Here is a 14,622-nt window from a genome sequence, read left to right on the forward strand (position 1 = left end):
GGCACAATCAGTCAAGAACTTCGGCTCGGCGGTCTTGAAACCGTCCCAATTTAATGAGACCTTTGGCTCAATTCCGCATTTAAATTAGGCACCAAACAAACCCCTGCGCAAAGACCATTCCCAAATGACCGAACCCAAAGGGCAAACTCGAATCCAATTGAAAAATCGCGCAGTCATTCGCGAGGCCGCTTTGGATGTGTTTTCAACCTATGGGTTTCGCGGCTCTACCTTGGATCAAATTGCCAAGGCCGCGGGTCTGTCAAAGCCGAACTTGCTGTACTACTACCCCTCAAAAGAGAGCATTCATGCAGAGCTTTTGGCGGTTTTAATGTCAACTTGGCTGGATCCGCTTGAGGATATGGATGACGCAGGCGATCCCCAAACCGAAATTTTGGCCTATGTGCGCCGCAAATTGCAGATGTCGCAGGATTACCCGCGCGAAAGCAGGCTTTGGGCCAATGAGATTTTGCAAGGTGCGCCGAATATTCTGAATCTACTCGAAAATGATTTGCGCGAATTGGTGGACGCCAAAGCCACAGTCATCTCGGGTTGGGTGCGTGCGGGAAAAATAGCTCCAGTGGACCCCTACCATCTGCTGTTCTCGATCTGGTCGTTAACACAACACTACGCTGATTTCGAAATTCAGATCCAAGCCGTTTTGGGCGACAAATCAGACGCGATGTTCGCAGATGCTGAAACGTTTTTGACGATGCTCTATACAAATATGCTGCAACCACTACTGCGCTCTTAACCTCCTCCTCATACTTATGTCGAAAACTTTAAAGATGCCGGGACAAAACACCGGTGGATTGGGTATAGATACCGCCAGACGGGGGCGTCATCGCATAAAGGACCAGTGACATGAGCACCGGATTGGACACCCTTGGCACCAGCCTATTTGTCCCTCAACAACAGCAAACCGACCCCGCAGACAGCGAAGAGGCCTCAGGCGGGACCAATACGCAAGACAGCGGCTCAACCACTTCGGCGGATCAATCTGACCAAACGCAATCTACTGGCGCCAGCCAAACCGGCGCGTCAGATCAAGACAACGAAACGGGCACATCGACGTCCTCGGCGTCAACGTCAGCAGCTGCCAGCCCAACAGCCACCGAGTCTCAATCAAACGAGGCCAGCGTCACTGCAAGGCTCAGTGCACTGTCAACTGATGCGCCAACCTCCAGCAGACAATCCATTGAAATGCTTGAACTCTTGGTCCGGCAAGGTGCCGAGGAGGCCGTAGCAGAGGCCCGTCAATTGATGATGATCGAGCAAATCAAAGCACCGCCATTGGGTGCGGCTCAGGTTGTGTTGTTGCAACCCGACGCGCCCGCCAACCGCACCATGGCACCTACGACCAAGGTCGAACCGGTGGAACAAACCTCCAACTGATCGGCTATTCAGCGGCCACAGACCCCGGGTTATTGGGGTGTGTGGTCCAATTGGCGTAATCATCACTGACTGTCACGCCAGTGCGCGGATCAACAGCCCCTGAAGGCATTTGTTCCAACGTGATACAGCCCTCAATCGGGCAGACATTGACACACAGATTGCAGGCCACACATTCTGCATCATCCACAGTGAACACTCGGTCCTCGGACATCACAATCGCTTGATGCGAGGTGTCCTCGCACGCGGCATAGCAGCGCCCACACTTGATGCAATCGTCCTGATTGATCACTGCTTTGGCCACGTAATTGAGGTCGAGATACTGCCAATCGGTGACATTCGGCACAGCCATTCCGATAAAATCCGCTGTGCTGGTGTGACCCTTTTCGTCCATCCATTCGGACAAACCAGAAATCATTTCCTGAACCACTTTGAACCCATAGGTCATGGCCGCCGTGCAGACTTGAACGTTCCCGCATCCAAGGGCCATAAATTCTGCCGCATCGCGCCATGTGGTCACACCGCCAATACCCGAAATCGGCAAGCCGTGGGTTTCAGCATCGCGTGCAATCTCGGCCACCATATTCATGGCAATCGGTTTCACCGCAGGGCCACAATATCCGCCATGACTGCCTTTTCCGCCAATGGAGGGCTCCGGCGACATACTGTCCAAATCGACCGAAACGATGGAACTGATCGTGTTGATCAGGCTCACGGCATCGGCCCCACCCGCCTTGGCCGCACGCGCAGGATAGCGCACATCGGTGATGTTCGGCGTCAATTTGACGATCACAGGCTTGGAATAATACTGCTTGCACCAGCGCGTCACCATCTCAATATATTCGGGGACTTGGCCTACAGCGGCCCCCATGCCGCGCTCTGACATGCCATGGGGACAGCCGAAATTCAGCTCGATCCCGTCGGCACCTGTGGCCTCAACGCGGGGCAAAATATCCTTCCAAGCCTCTTCTTCGCAAGGCACCATGATCGACACGATAATGGCGCGGTCCGGATAGTCGGCTTTGACGCGCGCAATTTCATCCAGATTGGTTTGCAGCGGACGATCCGTGATCAACTCGATGTTATTCAGGCCCAACAACCGCCGATCCGCACCATAAATCGCCCCATACCGTGGGCCGTTTACATTCACAACTGGAGGCCCTTCTGATCCCAAAGTCTTCCAAACCACACCACCCCAGCCTGCTTCAAACGCACGGCGTACATTGTATTCCTTGTCCGTGGGCGGTGCCGAGGCCAGCCAAAACGGATTGGGCGAAGTAATTCCTAAAAATTCAGTCGTCAGATCAGCCATTGCGCCATTCCTTTGAGCTTCTTTTTTCCAAAAATACTCAATTCCCCATCAGAACCGAGTGTATATCCATCGCAGCATCACGCCCTTCGGCCACCGCAGTGACAGTCAGATCCTCGCCGCCTGCCGCACAATCGCCGCCAGCCCAAACCCCCTTGGCCGAGGTTCGTCCAGCCCCTTTGACAGCAATTTTTCCGCCCTCCAACGCCAGTTCCACGCCCGCATCGTCCAACTTTTGACCGATAGCCATTAGCACTTGATCACAGGGCAATATCACCTCTTCCGACCCGTTTAGCGTGAGCACGGCCTGACCCGCATCGACTGACTTTAGCACTGCTTGGGTGACAATCCGCACACCCTTTGATGTGGCAAGGTCCTGTTCATAGCGCGAAGCTGACATGGCGTCTTGGCCCCGGCGATAGGCAATGGTCACGCGATCAGCACCCAGTAATTTTGATTGCACAGCCGCATCTACAGCCGTCATTCCGCCCCCAACGACCAAAACATCGCGTCCCACTTCAACTTGGGCGAGATCCTTGGACAGGCGCAGTTCCTCGATGAAATCGACGGCATCGCGTGTCTCGCCCACCCCGGACAAAGCATTCACTCCGCCCAGACCGATAGCCAGAAAAACCGCTTCAAAACAGCTTGTTAAATCCGAAAGGGTCAGATTTTGACCCAAAGCAAATCCAGTTTTCACCTCGATCCCACCGATTTCCAGCAACCATTCAACCTCGGCTTGGGCAAAATCATCAGTAGACTTGTAGGCGGCAATTCCCGTTTGGTTCAGCCCACCAAGCCGGTCCGTCGCATCATAAAGATCCACTTGATGCCCGAGCAACGCCAACCGATGGGCCGCCGCCAGACCAGCAGGCCCCGCCCCCACAACGGCCACGCGTTTTCCAGTATCCGGCGCACGAGTGAAGGGCTGTTGTGGTTGCGCCATAACCGCATCTGTCGCAAAGCGTTGGAGTTGCCCAATCTGAACTGGCTTGCCCTCAGCCGCCTCACGGACGCAGGCCTGTTCACACAGAGTTTCCGTGGGGCACACACGGGCGCACATGCCGCCTAAAATGTTTTGCTCCAAAATCGTCTTGCCCGCAGCCACAGCCGTCCCCGTTTGGATTTGACGAATAAAGAGCGGCACATCGATGTCGGTCGGGCATGCAGTCACGCAAGGCGCATCATGACAAAAATAGCACCGATCCGCCGCAACCGAGGCCTCGTGAGCCTGCAAAGGCGCATGCAGATCAGAAAAATTATCGGCCAAGACCTCTGGATCAAGGCGTCCAGCAACCACGCCTGAGGTCAAAGGGGAATGTGCCATCACTTGCTCCACGCTTGCTTGTCACTCTGCCCTTTACACTGCCACAGAAAATTTTTTTATCAACTGGTAAATAAAATTCGACCCACGGAACGCTGACCTCTGGTCACTTTCCAAGCGTAACGCCCAAAATCACAGCACTTCAACAGGACTAGCCCGCGGTCAGTCAGCGCCGACCAGAATATCCAGGGCCGTGCTACGCGACATTGCCCCGATCACCGCGCCATCTTTTGCAACGGGTATTGAAATTCGAGTGTCCTGGACCAAAAGCCGGGCAAGATCCTGAATCGAGGCCCCGGCATCAACCGGCGTGCCTTCCCCAGTTTGGGTCGCATCAGCCAGCACACCTGCGTGGACAACCCGCGCTTTGTCGATCTCTTCGGTGAACTTACGCACGTATTCCGTGGCCGGATTTAGCACGATCTGATCGGGTGTATCGCATTGTTCAACCGCGCCGTCTTTCATGATGGCAATCCGGTCGGCAAGGCGCAGGGCCTCGTCAAAATCATGCGTGATAAAGACAATAGTTTTGCCCAGTAGCCCTTGAAGGCGCAGGAATTCGTCCTGCATTTCGCGACGGATCAAGGGATCAAGGGCCGAAAAAGGTTCGTCCAGAAACCAGATGTCAGGCTCAATCGCCAAGGATCGCGCAATGCCCACGCGTTGTTGTTGTCCGCCAGATAATTCGCGCGGAAAGTAGTCTTCGCGGCCCTCAAGGCCCACCAATTTGACCACTTCTAACGCCCGTGCGCGACGGGTGTGGCGGTCTTGGCCGCGCATTTCCAACGGGAAGGCGACGTTTTCCAGAACGGTCCGGTGCGGCAACAGTCCAAAGCTTTGGAACACCATGCCCATTTTATTGCGGCGCAGATCAATCAGTTCTTTCTCAGACAGGCTCATAATGTCCTGCCCTTCGACCGAGATTGTGCCACCAGTGATGTCGTGAAGGCGCGAGAAACAGCGCACAAGCGTGGATTTACCCGAGCCAGACAGGCCCATAATCACCAACATCTCGCCGCGCCCCACTTCAATCGAGACGTCTTTGACCCCTGCGATATATCCATCGGTACGGATCTGATCAAAACTATGACCTTGGGGCATCTTGTTGAGATACCCCTTTGGATCGGCCCCAAAAAGTTTCCATACGTTTTTGCAGGAAATGACCGGTGTGGTGTCTGTCATGAGGTGCCTTTGTCAAATAAGCCCTGCCCGAAATCGGACAGGGCCTTTTAGTATTACGTCAAAAAAGGGGGTTACTGAACCCAAGCTTTCCAAACGTCTTCGTTCGCGGCCAACCATTCTTCGGCGGCTTCTTCTGGCTCCATCTCATCGATGTCGACCATTTTCGCCATTTCCGCAATCTGTGGGTTGGTGAAGGAGATTTTGGTCAGCGTGTCGTAAGCAGCTGGCCATTTGTCTTTCATGCCATCCCATGCGGCTTTCTTGAGGTAACCCGTTGCAGGGTTGCCGCAGTCATAAAGCGCGTTTGGATTTGGACCTACAGCTGGGTCTTTGTCGCAGCCGTCTACCCATGCTGGGAATTCAACGAACTCACCTGGCCATACGGCTTCGGCAAAGTTTGGTGTCCAGTTAAACACAACCACTGGCTTTTTGTCGGCCTCAGCCGCGCCAATTTCAGCCCAAAGAGCAGCCGCAGAGCCAGCGTTGATCACTTGGAAGTTCATGCCCAGTGCTTCAACACGCTCTTGGCCGTGCTTGAGCCAGTCCACAGGACCATCCAGATAGCGGCCTTTTGAGCCAGTTTCAGCCGTTGCAAAGACTTCGGCACAGTCGTTCAGCGCTTCCCAGCTTGGCAGGCCCGGGCATGCGTCTTTGGTCCACATCGGATACCACCAGTCTTCGCGGGTCACGGCGTTGTGGTCGCCTGCGTCATGCAAACCGCCCTTTTCGAGTGCTGCACGGAAGGACGCGCCAAAAGCCCCTTCCCAAACTTCCAATTCCATAGTGACGTCGCCCAAACGAACGGACTCGTAAACGGCTTGGCTGTCGGTAGTTACATATTCAACGTTGTTGCCCATAGATTCCATGATCTGGCCCACGACGTTGGACATCACAATTTGCGAGGACCAGTTATGGATCGGAATAATAATCGGATCGCTGCTGTCGGCGGCAAAGCCCGCAAGAGGCGTTAAGGCAAGGACGCCCGTGGCCAAAGCTGTTGTCAGTTTTTTCATCGTATTCTCCCATGTCGAATGCGCGTGATGCGCTCTTTGGTGATGCGACCTCATTGGGCGGGCCGCATTTGGTGGAGGCACCAAGCTGATTCCCGGAAAACCCCCATTCCGCGATGGTCAGAGTGTCGCACAGTTTTCCTACCAATCAAGAATTATTCTTAACAGTTTATGACATTTGCCGTTTGCGCTGGGAATTCTATAAAAAATCCCACAATTTTCATTCACAGGGATAGTTTTTGTCCTGTCAGGAAAATGTGCTATTGTTGAAGGAGTGAAATTAAGCAAGTTGCCCGAATTATGAACGTTGAAAAAATCACACCCGATATGGCCTCGGCCCTGACCCAAGACCCCCACCGCGTCCGCGAGGAACGCGAGAAGGTTCTGGAGGTCGCGATTGGGCGTGAGGTTCGCAGTTTTCGGCGTCAACAAAACGTCACAGTGGCCGAACTTGCCCAATTGACGGGCTTGTCGATCGGCATGTTGTCGAAGATTGAAAACGGCAACACATCGCCTTCGCTGACCACGCTTCAAACCTTGGCCAATGCGCTCAGCGTGCCTTTGACCTCATTTTTTCGGCGTTTTGAAGAAAGCCGTGATGCGGTACACACCAAATCCGGTCAAGGGGTTGAGATGCAGCGCGAGGGCACCCGCGCAGGACATCAGTATAACTTGCTGGGCCATCTTGGATCAAACGCCAGCGGTGTGATGGTCGAGCCCTATTTGATCACTCTCACTGAGACCTCGGATGTGTTCCCAATGTTCCAACACGGCGGGATCGAAACGATTTACATGCTTGAGGGCCAGGTCGAATACCGCCATGGCGAAGAAACGTTCCTGCTGGAAGCTGGCGATACGCTGTTTTTTGACGCGGATGCACCACACGGGCCGGAAAAACTGGTCACCCTGCCTGCCCGCTATTTATCGATTATCAGTTATCCGCAGAGCAGCCCCACCTAGGGTTTCGTCAACGCAGGCTCGCTGTCCAGATCGGGCCAAATGCCCGCTGACGTGGGCAAACCATCATCAAAATCAGACAGGTAATCCAGCATCATTGGCCGGTTATCGATGAAGCCTTTGTAGGTCGCCAGTTCCTCGGGCAAATCGCGCACCACGCGGTGCAAACGGCGACCCCATTTTGGTACCGTCATCAAATCCTGAAAGCTGCACAGGTAGCATCGGATCGGAAAGACCAAGGCATTTGAACGCGGTAGACGGAAGAACGTCTGCAACTCAACCCGTAGATGCTGTTTTGCCCCAATATTTTCAGGCGTCAGCGTGGTCTTTTGCACGCCCCATTTGTGGTAGTTCTCGGGTGACGTATCCAGCAGCGGGTTCACTGTCATTGTCCAGTTGAGCCGCCGCGCAGGCGCGCCTTGCTGGATGTTCAACAAAAACTTCAACGCCCGCACAAAGATACCCTTTTCATGGGCCAAAGGCACCGGCGCGTGCCATTCGAAAAAGTTCATTCCAATGTCAAAATCCAACGACCAATCGGCTTGGGTTGTGACAATACCGGCGTCCATCCAGAGGTTGTCATCCCGTTGGTCCAAAACGCAAAAATCGCCTTGGGTCTGGCGGGTGATGTATTCCATCGGGCCATAGGGCAGCGTGGTTTCATCCAAAAAGACAAAGCTATCGTCGATGCCCAGTGGCTTGTTTATCCAGCGCCAATTATTGCCGTCGCGGTGCAATTCAAACAGATCCGGATAATCCTCGGACTTGCTGACCATGATCAGTTCCAGCAGGTCCCAACCGGCCAAAGTCATATGTGGCAAGGACTGACAGCGCAGCGGATCATCGGCCAGAACTAGGGCACGGTCGCGCATCTCGGCCACATAATGTTCGTCTACATCGAAACGTTTTTCATAAACACTGTCCGCAGGGCCGCCGCGATGCTGTTCCATGTTCACCGAATACATGTAGCTGTCTTCGTGGAACGGAAACGGAAAGCGTTTGATCGCGCGCTCGGAATTGTGGAACGAATAGTCGTCGCGGAAGGTTTCGTCGTTGAACTGCAAAGTCATATTATCGATCCAATACTAGGGTTTTTCCCTCAAAACGGGACACGCATGGCATAATCTTCTGGCCCGAGGCCTGCTCTGCCTCCTCAAGCCAGTGATCGCGGTGAATGAACTGGCCGTCGTAGCCGATCACCGATGTTTCGCATTGCCCACAGGCCCCACCACGGCAGAGATACGGCGCATCCACCCCTTCGCGTTCCATAGCCTCCAGCAGGCTTTCTTGTTCACCCACTTGAATAACTTTGTTGGAAACAGCCAGCTTGACCTCAAACGGCTTGCCGGGCTGTGGTGCCAGAAATTCCTCGTAATGCACGGCCTCGCGCGGCCAGCCCATTTCATCCGCTTTGCCGCGCACCCAGTCGATCATGCCTTTGGGACCGCAGACATAAACATGGGTGCCCAGCGGTTGGCCTGTCAGCAAATTGTCCAGATTGATGGCTTGGCTTTGATCGTCATAATAGACGTGGGTTTCGTTCGGGTGGTGGCTGGTCAGTTCATCCACATAAGACCCAAGCGCGGGCGTGCGCACGGAATAGTGCAACTCCCAATTGCCATTGAACCGTTCCAGCTGTTTGATCTGGGCCAAAAACGGCGTGATGCCGATGCCGCCTGCGATGAAGAGATGCTTACGCGCGCGCAGATCGAGGCTGAACAGGTTGACCGGATAGCTGATCGTCATTTGATCGCCGACGGCCACTTGTGCGTGCATAAATTTCGAGCCGCCCCGCCCCTCATCATCGCGGCGCACTGAGATTGTGTAAGCCGTCTGATCCATGGGATCGGACATCAGCGAATAGGGATTGAGGCGTGTGATATCGCCGTCTTGCATTTCGACAACTGTGTGCGCGCCACCGGAAAAAGTCGGCAACAAGCCACCCGCAGTGGGTTTAAACTCGAACCGGGTGACAAGATCATTAAGAGGCACGATATCCGTGACGGTCACAGCGATTTTTTCTGCTCCGCTCATTCGTACAATCCTTTGGAAGGGGGCACGTTCCCAGGGTCTTCTGCATCGATGCAGACCCCTTGGTAGGCGGCCAATCGGCGTGAGTAGTGATCGCGTACAAACAGGTTCAGCCCGCAATGGCTGCACACAAACGGATCAATTTCGACATCTTCCGTGATGCCTTTACAGTGGACACATTGCATGCGCCGCGCGATGGATCCGCGATGTTCGGTTTGAATGGCAGTGTGCGGGATACCGGCCTGCATCGCCTCATTTTGGGCTTGGCCCATCAGTCCTTCGGTGCCCGCCAGATAGACCTGAAGCCCCACACTTGCGTCCTGCAACACGCGCTGAATGCGCGTGACGGCGGCGGCGTAACTGGGGCCTTCGTAGAATTGCGCGGGGGTCAAAGCCCGCAATTTATCTGCAAAATCAGTGGCTCTGGGGATGTAGATAATGTGGGTTTTGGCCATCAACTCGGGCGTTGCGATGTCCAGTATCGCCTCGGCCCCTTCGGCATCAGCAATCATCAAGTGCGCGGCCCCTTGGCGGGCCTCAAGCGTGCCATAGACCGGACGGCTTTTGATAGAGGGTGGAAAGTCAAATTTTGACATGTGTATCCTCGAAAATAGGAAAAAGGCGCTCTGAAGATCAGAGCGCCCAATCGCTGCCCTAGCCTTTGGCCGAGCGGATCGATTTGTCTTTGTCGTAAAATGGCATGTCTTCGGCAGTCGCTGCCAGTTCTGTGCCATCTGGTTGCACGACAGTCAGCGCTGTGCCTGCCTTGGCAACCGAAGGATCAAGCCGCGCAATAGCCACGGAATAGTCGTTCAGTTCCGAAGACAGACCATAAGTGATGACGCCCACGTCTTTGTCGCCTTGCTTGACGCGCGCGAACATCTCCATCTGATCCATGCTGTCTTTCAATTGCACACCAAAGATCTTGAAGCGTTCCTTGCCTTTGGAGGCATAGTGGTTTTCCGACCCGATAAAGCCCTCTTTGCCCGGGGATACGGTGAATTCGAGGCCCAACTCCCACAGCGTGTCGCCGCAGGTTTCGTTCTCAAACGGGAAGGTCTCGGAGTTGTCGCCGGGGTAGAACAGCAGGTAACTTTCGATGCGTAGCATATCGAGCGTACTGAACTGCACTGGGCGGACGCCTTTATCTTTGCCGGCCTCTAGGATGTTGTCCCAGATATGAACGGCGTCTTTGGCGCGGCAGAAAATTTCGTACCCGCGCTCGCCCGTGTAGCCTGTGCGGCTGATCATAACATCGCGACCATAAAGCCGGGTTTGCATGATACCAAAATAGGCCAAATCGCGGATAGCCGGGATTTCTTCGGCCAACAGATCAACCGAGACCGGTCCTTGCAAAGACATGTCGTGCAGGTCGTCATCAAAAAGAACCGAACAGTTTTTCGCAGCTGCGGCCGTCGTCAGTTGTTCCATGCCGATACCAGTGCCATGCACAACCAGCCATTGGTTGACCGAGACGTGGTAGATGACGCAATCGTCGACAAACTTGCCTTCGGAATTCAGCATCGAAGCATAGCTGGCACGGCCCGGGGCAATCTTTTCAACATTGCGGGTGGTGACGCGGTCGATGACATAGGCCGCGTCTGGTCCACACACATGAACCTTTTTCAAACCGGACACATCCATCAGACCTGCTTTGGTGCGGATCGCCTCATAGTCAGCTTTGGCGCGTTCGGGGGTATCGTCATAGAACCAAGCGGTTCCCATACCGTTCCAGTCTTCCAACTCGCCGCCAATTTCAGCGTGCCGGTGCGCCAGCGCGGATGCTCTCCATAGAATGGCCATTAAATATCCCCCTTGGTGTTTATGAGTCTTGTTGGGGATATTCAGCCTGACCGCTGCTTAAAAAGCAAGAATGATATGCAACTTTTTTTCCTGTCAGGTAATTTTTGAGACCATAGGAGCGTGCTGTTGGACCAAGGGCTTAAATTTCAGCCATCTTATTGGTGATCTGTTCGGCCCAGATGGCGTTGTCTCGGGCAAGGTTGTTGATCTCGGAGGCGACGACGGCAAAACCAAGTCCCGCCTCCCCTGCCCGGGCTGCCTCAATCCGGGCATTGACCGACAGAAGGGACAGCTGCCGTACAGAGTCGCTGATTTTACCAGCCAGCGTCAGGATCTCAGCGTTTACAGCTTGCGTTGTCTCGACTTGATGGGTGACTTTATCGCGCAATGCCACTTCTGCATCAGCATTGACGACCAAGCCTTGTAAGTGGGTCAATTCGCCCTTTTCATCATAAACCGCATCGCCGCGTTCGCGCACCGAACGAACCGTACCATCGCGCATCACAATTCTATAGGCCACATCCCAAGGCACACGTTGTTCGATGGCGGCATCCACTTCACTGAAGACACGGTCTTTGTCCTCGGCGTGGGTGATGCCAACGTAGGATGCCGTTTTGTTCTGCACGATGTCATTCATCGCATACCCTGTGATTTGGCGCACACAGCCGTTCATATAGAGCATTGTGTAATCGTCATCGTTCAAACAACGATACACAAACGCATCTGACGATTTAAAAATGCTTTCAAAAATCCCGATCGGTGTTTCGTCTAGCTCTGTCATCCATTTGCCCTTTGCCACAGCGGTTCCTAAGCGGCATAGGCCAAACTGGTTACCAATTGGTGTTAAAGCCCCTGTCAAAATGAAAAAGGCCCACCTGAGGCGGGCCTTTCTCGTTTGTTCTAGTCCTAGTACTTACTTGTCGAACCGTTTGGCTTTTTTCGCTTCTGAGCTGTGACCAATGACCAAAACGGCCACACAGATGATCGCGGCAATCGCAGTGTAGAGCCCCGGTGCAGCCGTGCCCCACCCCATGAACATGGCCCCGTCGACCACATCCCAAGTTGCTTCGCTATAGGGAAATCCCATTCTATATCTCCTTTTGGATGTGGGTTATTCGGCAGGTGCCGGTGAGTTTGGAATGCCTTCAGGATAGCCTTGGGCCGGTACTTTGACTGTATCCATGCCAGCCAATTCGGCACCTTCTGGAACGCGTAGCATGCCCATCCCCTTGAGGATCAGCGACACAACGTAGCCGGGAACAAACCCTACCAAGAAGAACACGATGGATCCGACAATCTGGCCCACAAGGCTGATCGTTGGCACACCTGCTTCGCCTGACAACGCAGGAAAGCCTGAGGCAAACACACCCAGCATAATCATGCCATAAAGGCCGATTGTGCCGTGCACGGTCACCGCGCCAACCGCATCATCAATGCCGCGTTTTTCAAGGAAGTTTGCACAGGTTTTCAGGATCAAACCGGCTGAAAAGGCGATGATAAAGGTCAGCGCCGGATAGTAGAGGTCCAAACCTGAGGCGGTCGAGATAATCCCGGCCAGTGCACCAGACATCATCCAGAACGGATCTTTGGTGATAATCCACGCACCGATGATCCCACCGGCAACAGCCATCAGGATGTTAAAGCCCAAGGCCGACAACGTGATCGGTGTACCATAGATTGTGGTCGGGTTCGCGCCAGACCAGCTCCATGCTTCGCCAGGAACAATGACACAGGCCATCAAGAAGCCCCAGAAACCAACAATAATCAGCATCAAACCAACAACCGTAAGGGGCATGTTGTGCCCTGCGATTTCATTGGCGGATCCATCAGCGTTGAACTTGCCAATGCGCGGGCCGAGGTTGATCAAAACACCCAAGGCAAAGAAGCCTGCCACAGCGTGCACAAGGCCTGCCGCGCCAAAGTCGTGGACGCCCCATTCGGTGACAAGCCAACCATCAGCGTGCCACCCCCATGCAGCGGCCAGAACCCATGCAAATGAGCCCAGCACAATGGCCAAGATCACAAAGCCCACGGTCTGGATGCGTTCAATCACAGCACCGGACATGATGGATGCGGTTGTTGCTGCAAAAAGCGCAAAAGCGCCAAAGAACACACCAGACGCTTGGTCGGCGATGTTTGGCCCCATGTACTGCGCGCTTTCGCCCCAGCCCCATGCAATCGCACTGGCATAGGCCGCCCCAGAAATGCCCGCAGGCCCTTCGCTGAGGGTAAAGCCGGTTGGGAAGCCCCAATACACCCACCATCCAAAGAAGTAGAAAGTCGGGATCATAAAGGCGAAGGCCAGTATGTTTTTCACCCCTGAGGACAACACGTTTTTCATCCGTGATGCGCCCATTTCATAGGCCAAAAAGCCTGCGTGAATGATGATCATCAAAGGGATCGTTAAGTAATAAAAGGTCTCGGCAAACATGGTGTTGGTCACACCCGCGCTGCCTTGGAGTGCGGCGACCTGGGCCGCAAGCTCTGCTATTTGTTCTTCCACTGGTCTCTCCGTGTTGTCTTTAGCTAAAGTGCGTCCATTCTTATTGTTGCGCGCGGACGCTAGGGAAACTCAACCATGGGTTTCCGCTTCTGGCGAGTCATTTTTTGCCGCACATGAAAAAAAGTTTCCTCATGGTTGAGCGCTGAATTGTTTGGTGCTAGCGTCTGAGTCGTAAGGGCCGGGCTGCCCTGAGTGCAGTTCAAAGGGAGAGACGCCAATGTGCGGAATTGTGGGATTGTTCCTGAAAGACAAATCGCTTGAGCCAGAATTAGGGGCGATGCTAACCGACATGTTGGTGACGATGACTGATCGTGGCCCAGACAGCGCTGGCATTGCAATTTATGGCGCAGATTCAGAGGCTAAAGCGAAACTGACCGTGCAGTCAGACACGCCAGATGCCGACTTTGACAAGCTGCGCAAGGATCTGCGGGCCTGCATCAAAGGCGACGTAGAGGTCAGCATCAAAAGCACCCATGCTGTGTTGGAAATGCGCGCCGATCAAGTTGCTACAGCCCGGGCAGCTTTGGCAGATATCCGGCCCTCAATCCGTGTGATGAGTGCTGGCGATATTATCGAGATCTACAAAGAGGTTGGACTGCCCAAAGATGTGGCACGCCGCTTTGAAGTTGAAAAAATGAGCGGAAGCCACGGAATTGGGCACACACGCATGGCCACGGAATCAGCCGTGACCACTATGGGTGCACATCCGTTTTCCACGGGAATGGACCAATGTCTGGTTCACAACGGCTCGCTGTCCAATCATAACTCGTTGCGTCGCAAGCTGCGCCGCGAAGGGGTCCATGTGGAAACCGAAAATGACAGCGAAGTGGCCGCAGCCTATCTGACCGATCAGATGAATAAGGGCGCGACCTTGGGCGAAGCGTTGGAAAGTTCATTAGACGATCTGGACGGGTTTTTTACTTTCGTTGTGGGTACCAAAGACGGTTTTGGCGTTGTGCGCGATCCCATCGCTTGCAAACCTGCGGTGATGGCAGAAACCGACCAATATGTGGCCTTTGGCAGCGAATACCGCGCTTTGGTCAACCTGCCCGGCATTGACGATGCCCGGGTTTGGGAGCCCGAGCCCGCAACCGTTTATTTCTGGAAGCACTGA

15 protein-coding genes are annotated in these 14,622 nt (G+C 54.2%); 4 read left to right on the plus strand and 11 right to left on the minus strand.

The features are described from left to right. Positions 1-124 precede the first annotated feature (124 nt). Both ACIRQ6_RS09825 and ACIRQ6_RS09830 read left to right on the plus strand, forming a co-directional pair. Positions 125-751, plus strand: a complete 627-nt coding sequence (locus tag ACIRQ6_RS09825; RefSeq protein ID WP_420860410.1) for a TetR family transcriptional regulator C-terminal domain-containing protein — start codon at positions 125-127, stop codon at positions 749-751. Between the two features lie 110 nt (positions 752-861). Then, positions 862-1,392, plus strand: coding sequence for a hypothetical protein (locus ACIRQ6_RS09830; protein WP_420860411.1), 531 nt, complete (start codon positions 862-864; stop codon positions 1,390-1,392). Between the two features lie 4 nt (positions 1,393-1,396). Here ACIRQ6_RS09830 and preA read toward each other — a convergent pair whose 3' ends face one another. The 4 genes from preA to ACIRQ6_RS09850 form a co-directional block, all read right to left on the minus strand. Beyond that, the gene (gene preA, locus ACIRQ6_RS09835) at positions 1,397-2,701 is read right to left on the minus strand and encodes an NAD-dependent dihydropyrimidine dehydrogenase subunit PreA (protein ID WP_420860412.1); all 1,305 of its coding nucleotides are present in this window, start codon (positions 2,699-2,701) and stop codon (positions 1,397-1,399) included. Positions 2,702-2,738: 37 nt separating this feature from the next. Then, positions 2,739-4,025, minus strand: a complete 1,287-nt coding sequence (locus ACIRQ6_RS09840; RefSeq protein ID WP_420860413.1) for an NAD(P)-dependent oxidoreductase — start codon at positions 4,023-4,025, stop codon at positions 2,739-2,741. 159 nt (positions 4,026-4,184) lie between these two features. After that, positions 4,185-5,204 (minus strand): quaternary amine ABC transporter ATP-binding protein, encoded by a 1,020-nt coding sequence (locus ACIRQ6_RS09845; protein WP_420860414.1) that lies wholly within the window; start codon positions 5,202-5,204, stop codon positions 4,185-4,187. A 71-nt stretch (positions 5,205-5,275) separates the two neighbouring features. After that, positions 5,276-6,217, minus strand: a complete 942-nt coding sequence (locus ACIRQ6_RS09850) for an ABC transporter substrate-binding protein (RefSeq protein WP_420860415.1) — start codon at positions 6,215-6,217, stop codon at positions 5,276-5,278. Positions 6,218-6,514: 297 nt separating this feature from the next. Between ACIRQ6_RS09850 and ACIRQ6_RS09855 the strand changes: the two genes are divergently transcribed. Next, on the plus strand, positions 6,515-7,174 hold the full coding sequence (locus tag ACIRQ6_RS09855; protein ID WP_420860416.1) for a helix-turn-helix domain-containing protein: 660 nt from the start codon (positions 6,515-6,517) through the stop codon (positions 7,172-7,174). Here the strand turns inward: ACIRQ6_RS09855 and ACIRQ6_RS09860 are convergent. The 7 genes from ACIRQ6_RS09860 to ACIRQ6_RS09890 all read right to left on the minus strand — a co-directional run bounded on the left by ACIRQ6_RS09860 (position 7,171) and on the right by ACIRQ6_RS09890 (position 13,508). Next, a complete protein-coding gene (locus ACIRQ6_RS09860; protein WP_420860417.1) occupies positions 7,171-8,241 on the minus strand; it encodes a heme-dependent oxidative N-demethylase family protein in 1,071 nt (356 codons plus the stop codon). The genes ACIRQ6_RS09855 and ACIRQ6_RS09860 overlap by 4 nt on opposite strands. 1 nt (position 8,242) lies before the next feature. Next, positions 8,243-9,205 (minus strand): PDR/VanB family oxidoreductase, encoded by a 963-nt coding sequence (locus ACIRQ6_RS09865; protein ID WP_420860418.1) that lies wholly within the window; start codon positions 9,203-9,205, stop codon positions 8,243-8,245. Further along, the gene (locus ACIRQ6_RS09870; protein WP_420860419.1) at positions 9,202-9,798 is read right to left on the minus strand and encodes a dimethylamine monooxygenase subunit DmmA family protein; all 597 of its coding nucleotides are present in this window, start codon (positions 9,796-9,798) and stop codon (positions 9,202-9,204) included. Before ACIRQ6_RS09870 ends, ACIRQ6_RS09865 begins: the two co-directional genes overlap by 4 nt. 58 nt (positions 9,799-9,856) lie before the next feature. After that, a complete protein-coding gene (locus ACIRQ6_RS09875) occupies positions 9,857-11,005 on the minus strand; it encodes an aminomethyltransferase family protein (RefSeq protein WP_420860420.1) in 1,149 nt (382 codons plus the stop codon). Positions 11,006-11,144: 139 nt separating this feature from the next. Then, a complete protein-coding gene (locus ACIRQ6_RS09880; protein WP_420860421.1) occupies positions 11,145-11,786 on the minus strand; it encodes a PAS domain-containing protein in 642 nt (213 codons plus the stop codon). A 132-nt stretch (positions 11,787-11,918) separates the two neighbouring features. After that, a complete protein-coding gene (locus ACIRQ6_RS09885) occupies positions 11,919-12,092 on the minus strand; it encodes a hypothetical protein (RefSeq protein ID WP_420860422.1) in 174 nt (57 codons plus the stop codon). A gap of 24 nt (positions 12,093-12,116) precedes the next feature. Then, positions 12,117-13,508 carry an ammonium transporter gene (locus ACIRQ6_RS09890; protein WP_420860423.1) on the minus strand — a complete coding sequence of 464 codons (1,392 nt, stop codon included), beginning with the start codon at positions 13,506-13,508 and terminating at the stop codon, positions 12,117-12,119. A 217-nt stretch (positions 13,509-13,725) separates the two neighbouring features. Between ACIRQ6_RS09890 and ACIRQ6_RS09895 the strand changes: the two genes are divergently transcribed. Then, positions 13,726-14,622, plus strand: coding sequence for a class II glutamine amidotransferase (locus ACIRQ6_RS09895; RefSeq protein WP_420860424.1), 897 nt, complete (start codon positions 13,726-13,728; stop codon positions 14,620-14,622).

The organism is Algirhabdus cladophorae, assembly GCF_044772865.1.
Lineage (GTDB): Bacteria > Pseudomonadota > Alphaproteobacteria > Rhodobacterales > Rhodobacteraceae > Algirhabdus > Algirhabdus cladophorae.

Bases quoted from the DNA above. Each gene is read 5' to 3' on its own strand.
- ACIRQ6_RS09825 (WP_420860410.1), top strand. From the start codon at position 125: ATGACCGAACCCAAAGGGCAAACTCGAATCCAATTGAAAAATCGCGCA.
- ACIRQ6_RS09830 (WP_420860411.1), top strand. From the start codon at position 862: ATGAGCACCGGATTGGACACCCTTGGCACCAGCCTATTTGTCCCTCAA.
- preA (WP_420860412.1), bottom strand. From the start codon at position 2,701: ATGGCTGATCTGACGACTGAATTTTTAGGAATTACTTCGCCCAATCCG.
- ACIRQ6_RS09840 (WP_420860413.1), bottom strand. From the start codon at position 4,025: ATGGCACATTCCCCTTTGACCTCAGGCGTGGTTGCTGGACGCCTTGAT.
- ACIRQ6_RS09845 (WP_420860414.1), bottom strand. From the start codon at position 5,204: ATGACAGACACCACACCGGTCATTTCCTGCAAAAACGTATGGAAACTT.
- ACIRQ6_RS09850 (WP_420860415.1), bottom strand. From the start codon at position 6,217: ATGAAAAAACTGACAACAGCTTTGGCCACGGGCGTCCTTGCCTTAACG.
- ACIRQ6_RS09855 (WP_420860416.1), top strand. From the start codon at position 6,515: ATGAACGTTGAAAAAATCACACCCGATATGGCCTCGGCCCTGACCCAA.
- ACIRQ6_RS09860 (WP_420860417.1), bottom strand. From the start codon at position 8,241: ATGACTTTGCAGTTCAACGACGAAACCTTCCGCGACGACTATTCGTTC.
- ACIRQ6_RS09865 (WP_420860418.1), bottom strand. From the start codon at position 9,205: ATGAGCGGAGCAGAAAAAATCGCTGTGACCGTCACGGATATCGTGCCT.
- ACIRQ6_RS09870 (WP_420860419.1), bottom strand. From the start codon at position 9,798: ATGTCAAAATTTGACTTTCCACCCTCTATCAAAAGCCGTCCGGTCTAT.
- ACIRQ6_RS09875 (WP_420860420.1), bottom strand. From the start codon at position 11,005: ATGGCCATTCTATGGAGAGCATCCGCGCTGGCGCACCGGCACGCTGAA.
- ACIRQ6_RS09880 (WP_420860421.1), bottom strand. From the start codon at position 11,786: ATGACAGAGCTAGACGAAACACCGATCGGGATTTTTGAAAGCATTTTT.
- ACIRQ6_RS09885 (WP_420860422.1), bottom strand. From the start codon at position 12,092: ATGGGATTTCCCTATAGCGAAGCAACTTGGGATGTGGTCGACGGGGCC.
- ACIRQ6_RS09895 (WP_420860424.1), top strand. From the start codon at position 13,726: ATGTGCGGAATTGTGGGATTGTTCCTGAAAGACAAATCGCTTGAGCCA.